The organism is Methylobacterium endophyticum, assembly GCF_050591105.1.
GTDB lineage: Bacteria > Pseudomonadota > Alphaproteobacteria > Rhizobiales > Beijerinckiaceae > Methylobacterium.
This window is the reverse complement of record NZ_JBNHES010000011.1, coordinates 65,260-81,982: the sequence shown is the minus strand read 5'-3', so window position 1 is coordinate 81,982 and position 16,723 is coordinate 65,260. Positions and strand designations below refer to the sequence as shown.

4 protein-coding genes (1 of these 4 cut by a window edge) are annotated in these 16,723 nt (G+C 75.2%); all 4 read right to left on the bottom strand.

Annotated features, from left to right (window positions below; all coding sequences use genetic code 11):
- Tightly spaced (each overlapping or abutting the next), the 4 genes in view from ACP56T_RS13670 to ACP56T_RS13655 form a layout consistent with a single transcriptional unit that may run on beyond the window.
- A protein-coding gene (locus ACP56T_RS13670) for an amino acid adenylation domain-containing protein (protein ID WP_430912677.1) crosses the window boundary here: on the bottom strand, positions 1-5,678 show its 5' end (the start). It extends 9,766 nt beyond the left edge of the window; only the first 5,678 of its 15,444 coding nucleotides appear in the window; it begins with the start codon at positions 5,676-5,678; the stop codon falls past the left edge of the window.
- Positions 5,671-6,936 carry a MupA/Atu3671 family FMN-dependent luciferase-like monooxygenase gene (locus ACP56T_RS13665; protein ID WP_430912676.1) on the bottom strand — a complete coding sequence of 422 codons (1,266 nt, stop codon included), beginning with the start codon at positions 6,934-6,936 and terminating at the stop codon, positions 5,671-5,673. Before ACP56T_RS13665 ends, ACP56T_RS13670 begins: the two co-directional genes overlap by 8 nt.
- On the bottom strand, positions 6,933-11,480 hold the full coding sequence (locus ACP56T_RS13660) for a type I polyketide synthase (protein ID WP_430912675.1): 4,548 nt from the start codon (positions 11,478-11,480) through the stop codon (positions 6,933-6,935). The genes ACP56T_RS13665 and ACP56T_RS13660 overlap by 4 nt, the downstream gene beginning before the upstream one ends.
- Entirely contained in the window at positions 11,477-16,723 is a 5,247-nt protein-coding gene (locus ACP56T_RS13655) for an amino acid adenylation domain-containing protein (RefSeq protein WP_430912674.1), read from the bottom strand. Before ACP56T_RS13655 ends, ACP56T_RS13660 begins: the two co-directional genes overlap by 4 nt.

Genomic DNA, 16,723 nt, shown 5'->3' with positions numbered 1-16,723 from the left:
TCCCCCATGGGATAGTTCTCGAAGACGAGCACGCTTTCGAACAGGTCGCGGCCGGGCGGCAGCCCGAGCCATTCGCTGATCCGGGGCAGCGGCGTGAAGTCGAACGCCTTCGCCGCGACCTGCCGGTCCTGATGGGCGCGCAGCCAGGACAGGACGGGTTCGCGCGCCGGGACCGCGATCCGCACGGGAAGCGTGTTGACGCAAGGCCCGACGATCCGCTCCGCGCCGGGCAGGTCCGCGTGCCGACCGGCGCCTGTAGCGCCGAACAGCACGTCCGCCTCGCCGGAATAGCGCGACACGACGATCGCCCAGGCGCCCTGCACCAGCGTGTTCAGGGTGAGCCGGTTGCGGCGCGCGCAATCCTGAAGGATCGCCGTCTCGGCCTCGTCCAGCGCCATCCGCCGGGTGCCGCACCGGGAGGCGCGCGCCGGGCGGGGCATGCGCAGGCGCGTCGGCCCGGCGACGCCCGCGAGCTCCGCCCGCCAGAACGCCTCGGCGCCCGCATGGTCCTGCCTGTCCAGCCAGCGGATGAAGGAGCGGTATGGCGCCACCTCGGGGAGCGCCGCGTCGCGGCCCTCCACCGCCGCCTCGTAGAGGGCGAACACCTCCCCCAGCACGACCGGCATGCTGAACCCGTCGAGGATGACGTGGTGATGCGTCCAGACGAGCCGGTGCGCGCGCTCGCCCGTGCGGAAGACGGCGAGCCTCATCAGCGGCAGCCTCGCGAGGTCGAAGCCGCGTCGGCGGTCCCGCGCCAGATGGTCCGCGAAGCGGTGCGCCTGTGCCTCCGGCGGCAGGTCCCGCAGGTCCTCCCAGGCGCAGGCCAGCTCGGCCCGCCGGAGGACGACCTGCACGGGCCTGTCGGCGTCCCGCTCCCAGTCGAAGCGGGTGCGCAGCACGGGATGGCGGGCGATCGCCGCGCGCCACGCCCGCTCGAAGGCCGCAGGGTCCAGCTCTCCCTCCAGGCGGCAGTGAAGCTGCTGGACGTAGACGCCGGAATCCGGTTCGAGCAGCGTGTGGAAGAGGAACCCCTGCTGCGTCGGCGAGAGCGGGTAGGCGTCCTCCGCCTCCTCGTCCGCGATCTCGGAATCCGCCGCGGGGACGACAGCCGGTGATGCGTCGTCGTCTTCGTGGCCGAGCTCGCCGAGCGCGGTCCCGATCGCTTCGGCGAGGGACTCGATCACCGTCTCCTCATGCAGGGCGGCGTCGTAGCCGATGCGGATGCCGAGGCGCCCGTCGAGCACGAGGGCCTCGACCTCGATGGGAAACGGCCGGACGGCGCCGGGCGCCTGCATGGTGCCCGGATCGTCCAGGATCGGCGCGAAGGGAGCGCCGGCGCGGGCGCTCTCCACCCGGCCGAGATAGTTGAAGGCGATCTCCGGCTCCGGCGCGGCGCCGAGCGCGCGGGCGCCCTCCTGCGTGAGATGGCGCAGGACGCCGTAGCCGATCCCGCGTCCCGGCACGGCGCGAAGCTCCTGCCGGACGCTCCGCAGGACCTCGCCGCAGCCGCCCTCCGGCGAGACCGGGCAGGTCAGCGGGACATGCTGCGTGAACCAGCCGACCGTGCGCGAGACGTCGGCGTCGGCGACCGCGCTTTCCCGGCCATGGCCCTCGACCATGACAGAGACGGCGTCCGCCTTCGTGATCCGCGCGAGCGCCTGCATGAGGGCGGCGATCAGGATCTCCTGCACCGTGGCGCCGGTGCGGGCCGGGAGCCGGCGGACGAGGATGTCCGTCTCGGCGGCACTGAGCGCGAGATTTCGCGCGCGGATGCGCGACGGGCCGCTCCGGCCGGCCGTAGGCAGCGGAAGCGGCACCGCCGGCCGCGCGGTCCAGTACGGGAGGTCGTTCTCCAGGGCGCGGGCGCCGTACGCCTCGAGGAGCCGCGCCCAGGCCAGGAAGGAGCAGCCCGGTCGCGGCAGATCGGGCGGCGAGCCGGCGGCGCATTGCGCGTAGGCGGTCTCGATGTCCTCGACGAGGATCCGCCAGGACACCACGTCGATGACGAGGTGATGGGCCGCCAGGAGCAGCCGCATCCCCTCCCCGCCGAGATCGAGTAGGCGCGCCGCGAACAGCCGCCCCCCAGCGAGGGAGATCCGGCCATGCGCTGCCTCGATCTCGGCCGCCAGGGCCGCGGCCCGCTCGGGCTCGCTCACGTCCCCGAGGCGCGCGACGTCGAGGACGAGCGGGTCGTCGGGGGCGCCGGCATGCTGGCGCCATCCCTCCCCGGTCCGCGCGAAGCGGGTGCGCAGGGCCTCGTGGTGCCGCCAGACCGCCGCCAGCGCTGCCGCGAGATGGCCGGCATCCGTCCGCTCCGGCAGGGACACCGCCAGGGCCAGGGTGAAGCGCCCGGTGCCCTCGGGATCGCGCTCGAAGAACCGGGCCTGGGCGGGCGTCAGGGCCGCCGAGATCACCGCCGGCTGCTCCGGGACCGGCTCCGCGAAGGCGGCCGCGCCGGCCAGCTCCCGGACCGTCTGATGGGCGAACATGTCGGCGAGCCGCAGGCGGATGCCGGCTTGCCCGGCGCGGGCGACGATCTGGATCGCCAGCATCGAGTCGCCGCCGGTCTCGAAATAGTTGTCGTCGACCCGCAGGCCGGTCGCGCCGAGCACCTGCTCCCAGATGCCGAGCAGCGTCCGTTCGAGCGGGTCGGGCTCGGGGGCCGGCGGACGCGTCGCGGGCGATTGCCGGGGCGCGGGCAGCGCGCGCCGGTCGATCTTCCCGTTCGGCGCGGTGGGCACCGAGGCGATGGGGGTCAGCCAGGACGGCATCGCCGCGTCCGGGAGCCGGCGCCGAAGCTCGGTCCACACCTCCGCCAGATCGGCCTCGGCCCGTTCGAGCACGACATAGGCGGCGAGCCGGGCCTCGCCGCGCTCGTCGTCCCGCGTCACCACCACGGCGTCGCGCACGTCGGCATGCGCGCGCAGGGCGTGCTCGACATCCCCGAGCTCGATGCGGTTGCCGCGAATCTTGACCTGCTCGTCGGCCCGGCCGAGGTACTCGATGGCGCCGTCGTGGAGATGGCGCGCGAGATCGCCGCTGCGGTAGAGGCGCGCCCCCGGCACATCGGAGAACGGGTCCGGCACGAAGGCGGCCGCCGTCAGGTCGGGGCGCAGCAGGTAGCCGCGCCCGAGATGCGCGCCGCCGATATAGAGGTGGCCGACGGCGCCCACGGGCACCGGCCGCATCCGCCGGTCGAGGATGTGGATGCGCGTGTTGTGCACGGGCCGCCCGATCGGGACGCGCGCATGGGAGCGGTCCCGCCGGCACGGCCAGGCGGTCACGTCGATGGTCGCCTCGGTCGGGCCGTAGAGGTTGTGCAGGGCGATGGCGGGGAGGCGCTCGAAAACGCGGTCGTGGGTCCGCGCGGGGAGCGCTTCGCCGCCGGAGAACAGCAGCCGCAGGCTCGTGCAGGCCTCGACCCCCTCGGAATCGAGGAAGGCGCGCAGCATCGAGGCGACGAAATAGACGGCCGTGATCCCCTGCTCCCGGATCAGGTCCGCCAGATAGGCGGGATCGCGATGGCGGTCGGGTGCCGCCAGCACCAGGGTCGCCCCGGTCATGAGCGGCCAGAACAGCTCGAAGGCCGACACGTCGAAGGAGATCGGCGTCTTGTGCAGGAAGCGGTCGGCGCGGCCGAGCCCGTATTCCGCCTGCATCCACCGCATGTGGTTGACCACCGCCCCGTGGGAAATCATCACGCCCTTCGGCACGCCGGTCGAGCCGGAGGTGAAGATCGCGTAGGCGAGGTTGTCGGGATGGGCCTCGACCCCCGGCCGGTGGGCGGGGCGCGCGGCGACGAGGGCGGCGTCGGCGTCCACGAGCACCACGAGCCCGTCCCGCGCCGCGAGCCGGTTTCCGGCGCTCGTGACGAGCGCGGCGAGCGGCGCGACGGCGAGCATGGCCGCGAGCCGGTCGTCCGGGTAGCCGGGATCGAGGGGGACATAGGCGGCGCCGGCCTTGAGCACCGCCAGCAGCGCGACGACCAGCTCCTCCGAGCGCTCCAGCGCGATACCGACGCGTGCCTCCGGGCTGATGCCGTGCGCCCGCAGGTGATGCGCGAGCCGGTTCGCGCGCATGTCGAGGGTCCGGTAGGTGATCGCCCCGCCCTCCCAGGCGACCGCCTCCGCCTCGGGCGTGGCGTCCGCCTGCGCCTCGATCAGGCGGTGCAGGCAGGCCGGCGGATCGTGCCGCTCCGTCGCGTTCCACGCGTCGATCAGTGCCCGGTCGTCGTCGGTGACGAGCGGCAGGTCCGAGACACGGGTGTCCGGCGAGCGGGCGAGCGCGTGCAGGAGCGCGGCGAGATGGGCCGCGAAGCGGGCCATGGTGACGTCGGCGAAGACCTCGGTGCTGTATTCGAGGAAGCCGTCGATCCCCTCTGAGCCCTCCCGCAGGTCGACCAGGAGGTCGAATTTCGCGCGGCCGTTATGCGTCTCGACGGAGGAGATGCCGAGCCCGGCGACCTCCACCTCCCGCACCCCGCCCGCCTCGTAGAGGAACTCGATCTGGAAGAGCGGGCTGCCCTGCGCCGCGCGCTTCGGCCGAAGCGCCTTGACCAGCCGGTCGTAGGGCAGCTCCCGGTTCGCGTAGGCCTCGAAGGTGGTGTCGCGCACCCGCGCGACCACCTCGCGCAGGGTCGGGTCCCCGGAGAGGTCCGTCCGCAGCACCAGCGTATCGACGAAGAACCCGATCAGGAGCCGCAACTCGTCGCGGTCGCGGTCGGCGTGGAGGGTCCCGACGACGATGTCGTCCTGGGCCGTGTAGCGGGCGAGGAGCGCCTTCAGCGCCGCCAGATGGACGACGAACGGCGTCGCGCCGGTGTCCCTGGCGAGTTGCCGGAGCGCCGCCGCCACCGGCGCGGGAATCGCGAAATGCCGCCGGGCGCCGTGGAAGCTCGGCTCGGCGGGGCGCTCGCGGTCGTGCGGCAGCCGCGCCGCCGATTCCGCCCCCTCGAGCCGCTCGGCCCAATGCGCGACGCGGGCCCGCAGCACCGCGTCCGGCATGAGGTGGCGCTGCCAGTCCGCGAAGTCTCGGTACTGAATCGGCAGGGGAGGAAGCGGCGCCTCCCGTCCGGCGGCGAGCGCCTCGTAGAGGGTCGCGGCCTCCGCGATGAACACCCGATGCGAGCCGGCATCGCAGACGATGTGATGCATGGTGACGATGAGCCGATGCTCCTCGTCGGCGAGCCTCAGGAGGCGCGCCCGGAACGGCCATTCCGCCGCCAGATCGAAGGGCCGCGCCGCCTCGGCGCGGGAGACGGTTGCGACCGCCTCCTCGCGCGCCCCGGGGGGAAGGTCGCGCAGGTCCTCCACCGGCAGCGCCAGCGGGCGGGGGGCGTCGACGCGCTGCGTCGGCGTCCCGTCCCGCGCGTCGATGCGCGAGCGCAGCACCTCGTGGCGAGCGAGAATCGCGTCGAGGCTGCGCGCCAGCGCCCCGGCCGCGAGAGGCCCGGCGAGGCGGAAGACGCGGGACTCGTTGTAGCGCTCCGGCGCGGCGCCGAGGGTGCCGTCGACCCAGAGCCGCTCCTGGGCGAGGGAGAGCGCGTAGGACTCCGCCTGCGCCAGGCGCGGGATCCCGCCGCTCGCCGGCAGGTCGAGGCCGCGTTCGCGGATCCGGGCCTGGAGGAGCGCCTGCTTCTCGGGGGAGAGGGCGGCGATGCGGGCGGCGAGGTCAGTCACCGCCGCGGTTCCGGTCCCGGAGCTCGGCGAGGAGGCCGAGCCCCTCCGTCATCGTGGCGCGGTCGAGCCCGAAATCGACGAGGCATCCGATCTCGTCGACGCCGCTCGCGCGGATGCGCGCCAGGCGCGGCAGGCAGGACTCCACGGTGCCGAACAGTCCGTTCTCGCCGAGATAGCGCTCGAACGCGATCTCGGCGATCGCCTCGCGGTCGTCCGGGGTCAAGCGAGAGACGTCCATGGGAAGACCGCCGCCGGCGAGCCCCTGCATCTCGTAGAGGCTCATATGCGTGCGGATGTAGCCCAGCAGCGGCTCGCGGACCTGTGCGCGGACATACCCCTCGTCGCGCCCGACGAAGGTGTGGATCATCAGGGTGACGCGGCCGCTCTCGGGGTCGTGGCCCGCCTCCCGGCGCGCCTCGCGATAGGCCGCCGCGTGCCCGGCGACCTCGCCGAGGGTGCCGCGCAGCAGGCCGGTGAGGACGTTGAGGCCGAGGCGCCCCGCCTGGATCCAGGTCTCGCGCGAGCCCGAGGTCGTCAGCCACACCGGAAGCTCCGGTTGCAGCGGCCGGGGAAAGCTGCGCACGGCGACGGCATCCCCGCCTCCGGGGGGCGGGAACGGGACGGTCTCGCCGCGCCAGAGCCGCCGGAACGCGGCCAGTCCCTCCAGCAGCGTCGTCCGGCGCGCCTCGAAGGGGGCGCCCGCCAGCACGAAATCCTCCGGCACCCATCCCGATGCCAGCGACACCCCCACGCGGCCCCCCGAGAGGTTGTCGAGCATCGCCCAGTCCTCGGCCACCCGCGCGGGATGGTGGAGGGGCATCACGACGCTGCCCGCGCGGATGCCGATGCGGCGGGTGCGCATGGCGATGGCGGCGGCGAGCACGGCAGGGTTCGGATAGAGCCCGCCGAAGCCGTGGAAGTGCCGCTCCGGCACCCAGACCGCGTGGAAGCCCTGGGCGTCCGCCCATTCCGCCGCTTCCAGCAGGGGGCCGTACTTGTCGTTCTCCCGAGAGAACCCGTCGCCGGAGAAGAAGAACAGGCTGAACGCCAGTTCGGAGGCCGAAGGCGTCGGCGCGGCGGGCTCCGGGTCGCGGGCTGCGCGAGGGGGGCGGAGTTCCGGTCTCGCCGGGGCGTCCGCCGCCACTGGGGGGGCGCCTTCGGCGGTGTCCGCCAGCCCGCGATCGCGCAGGGCCGCCTCGAAGCGGGCGCGCTGCTCCGGCGACAACCCGCCGATCCGCTGGCGCAGCTCCTCCTTCATGGGCGCTCCGCCGCGTCTTGGGCCGCGTCTTGGGCCGCGCCCTGCGGCCCCATCGCCTCGATCTCGGCGAGCAGGAGCTCGATCTCCTCGTCCCGCGCCGCCGCGCGCGCCCGCTCCTCGCGGGCCTGCGCGATCGCCGCGCAGACCCCGGCGACGCTCGGGGTCTCGAACAGCACCCGCAGGGGCAGCTCGATGCGGAAACGGTCGCGCAGGCGCGCCACGATTTGCGTCGCCAGCAGCGAGTCGCCGCCGAGCTCGAAGAAGTTGTCGTCCACCCCGATCTCGGCGATGCCGAGCATCTCGCCCCAGATCCCCGCGACGATGTGCTCGTCCTCGCCGCCCGGCGCGCGATAGGGCACGCTCAGCGGCGGCCGCGCGTAGGTCCGCGTCCCGGCGGGGGGCGCCGGGGGCGCGGGGGCGACCCACCGCGCGAGCCTCGCCGCGAGGTCGCCGCGCGCCACCACGAGCTGCGGAGGGCTCGGCTCCCCGGCGAGCAGCCGCGCCAGCACCCGCGCGGTCTCGTCCCGGTCCATGGCGAGGGCGAGCCGCGCGGCGCCGGCCTCTCCGGGCGACGGCCCGGTTCCGGGCTCGAGATTCCAGGTCTCCAGCGCGGCGCTCGTCCAGGCGTGGCGATCCTGCCGGCGCGCCGCCGCGAAGGCGTCGAGGAAGGCGTTGGCCGCCGCATAGGCCGTGTGGCCGAGCCCGCCGAGGACGGAGGCGAGGGAGGAGATCAGCAGCACCTGCGTCGGTGGCTGGCCTTCGAGGGCGCGCTCCAGCGCCAGCGTCCCGTGCACCTTGGTGGCGAAGTGGCGCGCGCAGACCTCCGGCGTGGTCTCCGCGAGGGAGGCGATCTCCTCGGCGCAGCCGGCCCCGTGCACGATCGCCCTCAAGGCGCCGTGGGCGGCGGTCACGGAGTCCACGAGGGCGCGCAGCGCCTCGGGGTCGGCGATGTCCACGCGGCGCGTCTCGATCCGGACGCCCCGTGCCCGCAGCCCGGCCAGCACACCCGGCGGCGCGTCCGCCTCGTCCCGGATGTCGGCCAGGACGACGGCGTCCGCGCCCGCCTCGGCGAGGAGCGCGGCGATCGCGAGGCTCACGCGCCCCAAGCCGCCGAGCAGCAGATAGGCGCCCCCCGGCGCGGGCCCCCGGCCTGCCGCCGTTTCCGTGGGGGGCGCCGGCACGAAGGCCCTCCCCCAGCGGCGGCCTTCGCGGAAGGCGACGAGGGCCTCGGCCGGCTCGTTCAGGATCTCTCCGGCCAGGCGCTCGGCCGCCTGCGCGACCGGGCCGCCGTCCAGATCGACGACGACGCGGCCGATATTGGCGTATTCCTGCGCGACCACCCCCGCCGCCGCCGCGACCGGCGCGAGCGCCGGGGCGACCGCCTCGTCGCCGGTCACGGCATGGGCGTGGCGCGTCGCGATGAACAGGCGCAGCGGAGACGTCCAGCCCGCCCGCGCCACGCTCTCGATCAGGAGCGGGAGGGGATGGAGCGCGATCTCCTGCGCCGCCTCGAAGGCCGAGGCGTCGAGCGGGCCCGCCCGCGCGTCGAGCGGCCAGCAATACACGAGCGCGTCGACGGGGCCCCGCGCCTCCAGCCCGGCGAGCAGACGCGCGAAGCTCGCCGGATCGGCCGGATCGAGACCCTCGGCGCCTCCGCGCCGGGCGATGCTGACGGCGACGCCCCGCTCCGCGAGCAGGGCCGCCGCCCGCTCGCCGATGCCGCCCTCGTCCGCCAGCACCAGCGCGTGACGGGGGATCGCCTGCGCCGCGCGGGCCGGTCGCTCGGTCCAGACGGGGCGGTGGAACCATGCGTCCACATCCGCGCCCACACTCGTGCTCGGGCCCGGCCGGGCGGAGGGCTCGGGCGGGCGGGCATCGATGAAGTAGCGGCGGCGCTCGAAAGGATAGCCGGGCAGGCGCACCCGCGCCCGCCTCTCGTGGGCGTGGAAGCCACACCAGTCCACCGCGCCGCCGGAGACCCAGACCCTCCCGAGGGCCTCGACCATCCGCTCGGATTCGTCGGCCCGGCCGGCGGAATCGTTCGCGCTGACGAAGACCTCGTCGCCGCCGGCGGCCGTGCGGCGCGCCAGGGCGGTGAGCGCGCTTCCGGGGCCGACCTCCAGCCAGAACGCGCCCTCGCAGCCCTCCCGGACCGTCGCCATGGCGTCGGCGAAACGGACGGGCGCGCGGATATGGTCGGCCCAGTAGACCGGGCTCGTCGCCTCGCCCTCCCCCAGCCACGCGCCGGTTGAGTCCGAGGCGAAGGGGATCCGGGGAGCCGAGAGCGCCACGCCGGCCAGCGCCCGCCGGAACGGCGCCACGGCAGGCTCCATCATCGGGGAGTGGAAGGCGTGCGAGGTGCGCAAGGGGGCATGGCGGATCCCCTCCCCGTCCAGCACCCGCGCCAGGGCCTCCAACGCCGCCGCCGGGCCGCTCGCGACGCATTCGCGCGGCGCGTTGACGGCGGCGATCCCGCACCCGTCCGGCAGGAGCGAGGCGGCGCGCCCGGCATCGCATTCCATGGCCAGCATGGCGCCGGGGGGGAGCGCCTGCATGAGCCGGCCGCGCTCGGCGACGAGGGCGAGCGCGTCCTCGAAGGACAGAACCCCCGCCACGCAGGCGGCGGCATAGGCGCCGACGCTGTGCCCGAGCACGGCCTTCGGGCGCAGGCCCCATTCCGCCCACACGGCGGCGAGGGCGTATTCGTACAGGAACAGCACCGGCTGCGTGATCGCGGTGCGCGAGAGCGTCGCCTCCGCCGCCCGGTCGGCCGGCGCCGCGAGGAGCAGGTCGCGAAGGTCGAGCCCGAGGGCCGGCGCCAGGGCGCTCGCCCCGCGATCGATCCAGCTTCGGAAGGTCGGCTCGCCGTCGTAGAGCGCAGCCCCCATTCCGGGCCGCTGGCTGCCCTGGCCGGGGAACAGGAACACCAGCGGCCGTTCCCCCGCGACCGGCGCGGCGGGGGCGGCGATGGCGGTTGCTCCGTGCAACCGGGCGGCGTCGCGGCAGGCAAAGGCCCTCCGGTAGGGCAGCGCGGTCCGCCCCACATGGAGCGTGAAGGCGGCGTCGGCGAGGAAGGCGGGATCCCGCTCCGGGGCGATCCGGGCCAGCATACGCTCCGTCAGCGCGTCGAGCGCCTCCGGCGAGCGGGCCGAGACGGTGAGGAGCTGGACCGCGCGGCTGGGCGGCTCAGAGGCCGGGCGCTCGGGCGCCTCCTGGAGCACCACATGCGCGTTGGTGCCGCCGACCCCGAAGGAGCTGACCCCCGCCCGCCGGGGGGCGCCCGAGGAGGGCCACGCCGCCGGCTCGGCGCTCACCCGGAACGGCGTCCGGCCGAGGTCGAGCCGGGGGTTGGGCGCCTCGAAATGAGGGGTCGGAGGAATCTCGCGATGCTCCAGGGCGAGCGTCGCCTTGACGAGCCCGGCGATGCCCGCCGCCGTGTCGAGATGGCCGATATTGGCCTTCACGGTGCCGAGCGCGCACCAGGGCGCTACGGCCGGCCCCCCGAAGGCCCGCGTCAGGGCCTCGACCTCGATCGGGTCGCCGACGGGCGTGGCGGTGCCGTGGGCCTCGACATAGCCGATGCTCTCGGGCGCCGCGCGCCCGCGCGCCTGGGCCGACTCGATCACCTCCGCCTGCCCCGCCACGCTCGGCGCCGTGTAGCTGACCTTGCGCGACCCGTCGTTGTTGATGGCCGAGCCGCGGATGACCGCGCGGATCGCGTCGCCGTCCGCGATGGCATCGGCGAGGCGCTTCAGCGCGACCATGCCGGCCCCCGAACCGCCGACCGTTCCGGTGGCGCCGGCATCGAAGGCGCGGCAGAGGCCGTCGCGGGACATGATGCCGTCCTGCCGGAAGACGTGCCCCGCCACCTGCGGGAACTTGATCGCCGCGGCCCCGGCCAGCGCGAGGTCGGATTCCCGCAGGAGCAGGCTGTTGCAGGCCAGATGCACGGCGACGAGGCCGGTGGAGCAGCTCGTCTGCACGTTCACCGCCGGCCCCCGCAGGTCGAGCTTGTAGGCGATACGCGTCGGGAGCGTGTCCTTGTCGTTCAGGATCATGATCTGGAACTCGTCCATCGATCCGATCCGGTCCTGGTTCGGCACCACGTTCTTCAAGAGGTACGTGTTCAGCCCGACGCCTGCGAACACGCCGATGGCGCCCGGATACTGGTGCGGGTCGCAGGCCGCGTCCTCGAGCGCGTGCCAGGCGCATTCGAGCAGGATCCGCTGCTGCGGGTCGAGCACCTCGGCCTCGCGGGGGCTGACGCCGAAGAAGGCCGCGTCGAAGGCGTCCGCCTCGTCGAGCACCCCTCGCACCGGCACGTAGGACGGGTCGTCCGCCAGCGCGGCCGGCACGCCGGCGGCGATGAGCGCGTCGCGCGTGAAGCGCGTGATGCCGCAACGGCCCGCGCGAAGGGCCTCCCAGAAGGCGTCGCAATCGGGCGCGCCGGGAAAGCGCCCGGCCATGCCGACGATCGCCACGTCGAGCTCGTCCCCGGCGTCCTCGTTCCCGGCGTCGTGGTCTTGAGCGGGCTGCGTCATCATCGGTCGTCGTACCGTCTCGGGGCGCGGTGCGCGGCGATCAGCGACGCCGTCCTGCGCGCCGCCGTCGCGGGATCGGGCCGGGGCGCGGCCTTGGGCTCCTCCGCTCCGGGCGCGCCCAGCCGGCCGGCGAGCGCGTCGACGGTCGGGTAGGTGAAGAGGTCGATGAGCGGGAAGCTGCGGCCGAGCCGGGTCTGCAACCGCGCATGGACCTGCGCCGCGCTGAGCGAGGTGCCCCCGGCATCGAAGAAGTTCTCGTGCCGGGAGACGCGCGCGGTGGGGATCACCTCGCACCAGGTCTCGGCGATGAGCCGTTCGAGCGGGGTCGCGAGGGCCGCGGGCCGGAGGTCGGGCGCCGCGACGGGCTCGGGAAGCGCCGCGCGGTCGACCTTGCCGCTGAGGCCGCGCGGGATCGCGTCGACCTGCACCAGGGTCTCGGGGATCATCGGCGCGGGGAGTTGCGCGCGCAGATGGGCCCGCAGCGCCGAGGGCGACGGCGCCGCCTCGGGCTCGGCGACGAAATATCCGACGAGCCTGTGCCCGCCGCCCGCCGCCTCCGCCACCGTCACCGCGCAGGCGCGCACCGCCGGATGCGCGGCGAGCGCCGCCTCCACCTCGCCCGGCTCGACGCGGAACCCTCGGATCTTGATCTGCTCGTCGCAGCGTCCGACGAACTGGAGCCGCCCGTCGGTGCGCAGGCGGGCGAGGTCCCCCGTCCGGTAGAGCCTTGCCCCCGGCTCGTTCCCGAACGGGTCGGGCAGGAAGCGCTCGGCGGTCAGGGCCGGCTGCCCCTCGTAGCCGCGCGCGACCCCGGCGCCCCCGACATACAGTTCGCCGACCGTGCCCGTCGGCACCGGCTCCAGGGCGGAATCGAGCAGGTAGACGCTTGCGTTGGCGATCGGGCCCCCGATGATCGCGCCCTGCTCGTCCGGCCGCAGCCGGGTCAGCGTCGCGCAGACGCTCGCCTCCGTGGGCCCGTAGGCGTTGATGAAGCGGCGCCCCGGCGCCCAGGCCGCCACCAGGGCGTCCGTGCAGCGCTCTCCCGCCGAGACGAGGGTCGCGAGGCCGCCGAGCCGGTCCGGTTCGAGGGTGGCGAGCACCGGGGGAGGCAGGGTGACGGCGGTGACGCCGTCCGCGAGAAGCCGCGAGAGGGGTTCGCCCACGAGCACCTCGTCCGCATCGGCGAACCGGAGCGTAGCGCCTGAGAGGAGCGCCGTGAACACCTCCGAGACGGAGGCGTCGAATCCGAAGCTCGCGTAATGCAGCACCACGGAGCTCGGTCCGAGCCCGAACGCCGCGATCTGCGCCTGCGCGAGGTTGCAGACCCCGCCATGCTCCGCGACCACCCCCTTGGGACGGCCGGTCGAGCCGGAGGTGAAGATCACATAGGCCGCCGCGCGGGCCGGGACGGGCTCTGTGATCGGGGGCGCCCCGGACGGCCCGTCGAGGTCGACCGGGATGCGCGTGCCGGGGACCGCCTCCGGCGGGGCCGCTCCGGCGCGGGCCACGATCAGCCGCACGCCGGCGTCCTCGGACATGCGCGCGGCCCGTGCCGGCGGGAGCCGGGGGTCGAGGGGGACATAGGCGCACCCGGCAACGAGGATGCCGAGCAGCGCGGCCACGGTCTCCGGCCGGCGCTCGGCATGGACGGCCACCCGTTCCTCGGGGGCGGTCCCCGCCGCGAGCAGGTCGCGCGCCACCGCATCCGCCGCCTCCGACAGGCGCCCGTAGCTCAGCGATCCCCCCGGCCATGCCAGCGCCGTGCGGTGGCCATGCGCGCGGGCCGCCTCCCGCCACCAGGCGACCAGGGAGGTATGCGGGGCGGGCCGCGCGGGGCCCGCGAGGAGGCCGGCGTCGTCGCGGGAATCCTGGAGGGGAATGCGCGAGACCCGCGTCGCGGGAGCCCGGACGGCGTTCGCGAGCAGCGTGCCGAACCGCCGCGCGAGCGTCTCGACCGTGCCTGCGTCGAAGAGGTCCGCGTCGTATTCGATCGAGGCGGCGAGGCCGTCGCCCGTCTCCACCAGCGAGAGCGCCAGCTCGGCCTGCGGGGCGCCCACGGGGAGCGCGATCGAGTCCATGTCGAGGCCGGCGAGGAGCACGGGCTCGGCCCCGCCCCCGAGCATCCAGGCGCCCGCGCCGCCATGGGTGCTGCCATGGGTGCCGCCATGCGCGCCGTTCATCGTCACGAGCGTCTGGAAGGCTGGCCGGAGCGGGTCTGTCCGCTCCGGACGCAGCGCGTCGAGCAGGCGCGGGAACGGATAACCGCGCTGCGCGAGGGCCGCCGTCCACTGCGCCTGCATGCGCGCGACGAGCGCGGAGAAGGACGGGTCGTCGTCGAGGCGGACGCGCAGCGGGAGCAGGTTCACGAGATATCCGACGGTGCGGGAGAACCGTTCCTCGTCCCGGCAGGATGTCGGGCAGCCGACGACGATCCCGGCCCGGCCCGCGCCGCTCATTCGGCCGAGCAGGACGGCCCAGGCACCGACGAGCAGGACGTAGGGCGTCGCGCCCTCGCGGCGGGCGAGCGCGCGCAGCGCCGCCGCCGTCGCCGCGCCGACCGTGAAGCGGACCCGTTCCGCCCGCGTCCCGGCGCTTGGTCCGCGCGGCCGGTCGCTCGGGATGTCGAGGGGCTCCAGACGCGCCCCGAGGACGGCCCGCCCGTGCAGGAGCGCCCGGCCTTCGAGCTCACCTCCGGCCGTCGCGAGGGCCCGCTCGCGCGCCGCGAAGATCGCGAAGGGGGCGCCCGGTGCCGGCAGGCTGTCGTCGCCGGTGCCGAGGGCCGCGCGGTAGGCCGTCCCCAGTTCCTCGAACAGGATCGCGAAGGAGGCGAAATCGACCACCGCGTGATGCGCCTGCGCCAGCAGGATCAGGCCGTCCCCGCCGCGATCGTACAGGACGACCCGGAACAGCGGCCCCCGCGCGAGGTCGAAGGGCCGTGTGGCATCGGCGCGCAGGCGCCCGTCGAGGCGGGCCGGGTCCCACGCCCGCGCATCCACCTCCTCGAGCCAATCGCCGGCCTCGCCCCGGTCGGCCGCGAAGGGCCGTCCGTCCCGGTCCGGGAAGCAGGCGCGCAGGGCGTCGTGCCGGGCGACGAGGACGCCGAGCGCGCGGCACAGCGCCGGGGCCGATACGCCCTCGCGGATATGGAAGGCCCTGGCCAGGCTGCTGCCGACGCCGCGCGCGCGGTCGAGCACCCAGAGCGCGCGCTGGCCGGCGGTCATCGCCGCCGGATCGGGCGGGGCCGCGTCCGGGTGCGCGGGAGGCGCCGCGCCCGCCCTCCCCGCGACGGCGGCGATGCGGCCGGCGAGCCCCGCCAGCGTGGTTTCGCCGCCGAGGAGGTCGGCGATGTCGACGGGCACGCCCCAGCGCCGCGCGCAGTCGTGCTGCAAGGAGGCCGCTCTCAGCGAGTCGAGCCCCAGCGTCACCAGGGCGGCCGTCGGATCGAGGGCGTCCGGGGGCGACTCCGTCAGCCGCGCGAGGATGCCCGTCAGGACATGCTCCACGGAGCCCTCGGCGGGCGGCTCACGGGGCGGTGCGGCCGTTGCCGCCACGGGCAGCCTGCGCAGGCTGCTCTCCAGGAACGCCTGCCGGCAGGCCCGCCGCCTGATCTTGCCGCTGGAGGTGCGCGGCAGCGCCCCCGGCGGCACGAGCGAGACCACCTGCGGGGCGATCCCGTGCGCCTGCGCGATCGCCCCGCGCACGGCCGCCGCGATGGCCGCCCCGTCGCCGCGTGCCCTGGAGGGCACCTCGACGAGGACGGCGAGCCTCTCCTGTCCCCCCTGCTCGAATCCGAAGGCGGCGGTGCCGCCGGGCCGGATCGCCGCGTGGCAGCGTTCGGCCGTCGCCTCGAGATCGTTCGGATAATGGTTGCGCCCGGACAGGATGACGACGTCCTTCAGGCGTCCGGCGACGTGGAGCCGCCCGTCGCGGATGAACCCCAGGTCCCCGGTGCGCAGGTAGGGGCCCCGCCCGTCCGCCAGTCGCGCCCCGAAGATGCGGTGCGTCCCTTCGGGATCGCCCCAGTACCCCCGCGCCACGCTCGGCCCCGCGAGCCAGATCTCGCCGATCCGGTCCGCCTCGCAGGGCCTGCCGCTCTCCGGCTCGGCGACCACCGCCTCGTGCCCCGGCGCGATCGCGCCGCAGGCCACGATCTCACGCGCCGTGGCCGTCGGGGCCGCCGCCTCGACGGCGCCCCGCGCCAGCGCCTCGGCATCGACCCGCGCCGTGACCGCCCTCCCGCTCCCGCGCGGGCCGCCCGCCGCGAAGAGCGTGGATTCGGCGAGGCCGTAGCAGGGATAGACCGATGCCGGGGCGAAACGGCGCGGCGCGAAGGCGTCGGCGAACCGCGCCAGGGTGTCCGCCCGGATCGGCTCCGCCCCGGTGAAGGCGACCTGCCACGACCGCAGGTCGATCCCCTCGCGCTCCTCCGGCGTGGACCTGTGCACGCACAGGTCGTAGGCGAAGTTCGGCCCCCCGCTCACCGTGGCCCCGAACCGCGCGATCGCCTCCAGCCACGCGAGGGGGCGCCGCGCCACGGCGGAGGGCGGCATCAGGACGACCTCGATGCCGCTGTAGAGCGGCTGGAAGAGGCCGCCGATCAGGCCCATGTCGTGATGGGGCGGCAGCCAGATCACGCCGCGGCTCGACCGCGTGTGCCCGAAGCGCTCGTGGATGACGGCGCAGTTCGCCAGCAGGTTGGCATGCGAGATCATCACGCCGCGCGGCGTGCCGGTCGATCCCGAGGTGTACTGGAGGAGCGCCAGCGACTCGCCGGAGACCTCCGGCGCGCGCCAGGACGATCCCCCGCCGGCGTCGTCGGAGATGGCGAGCGTCTCGATCCCCGAGGTGGCAAACGATTCGGGAGGGTCGCCGCTCCCGGCGAGGACGAGCCGCGCTCCCGAATCGGCGATGATGGCGCCCAGCCGCTCGCGCCCGCGGCTCCCGCGCGCCGGATAGGCCGGAACCGCCACCGCGCCGGCATAGAGGCAGCCGAAGAGGCCGGCGACATAGTCCAGCCCCGCAGGCGCCGCCAGGACGACGCGCTCGCCCGGCGCGCAGGACGCCCGGATGCATGCCGCCAGCCCCCGCGCCCGGAGGGCGAGTTCGCCGCAGGTCAGCGCGCGGGTGCTGCCGTGCTCGAACCAGGTGAAGACGGTGGCGTCGGGATCGGCGGAGGCGCGCCGCTCCAGGAGGTCGACGAAGGTCCGCGCGCCTGTGCCGGGCGGGCGCTCGGATGCGGGGCGCAT

Excerpts from the sequence above, each read along its gene's own strand:
- ACP56T_RS13665 (WP_430912676.1), bottom strand. The coding sequence starts at position 6,936 with ATGAAGGAGGAGCTGCGCCAGCGGATCGGCGGGTTGTCGCCGGAGCAG.
- ACP56T_RS13660 (WP_430912675.1), bottom strand. The coding sequence starts at position 11,480 with ATGATGACGCAGCCCGCTCAAGACCACGACGCCGGGAACGAGGACGCC.
- ACP56T_RS13655 (WP_430912674.1), bottom strand. The coding sequence starts at position 16,723 with ATGCGCCCCGCATCCGAGCGCCCGCCCGGCACAGGCGCGCGGACCTTC.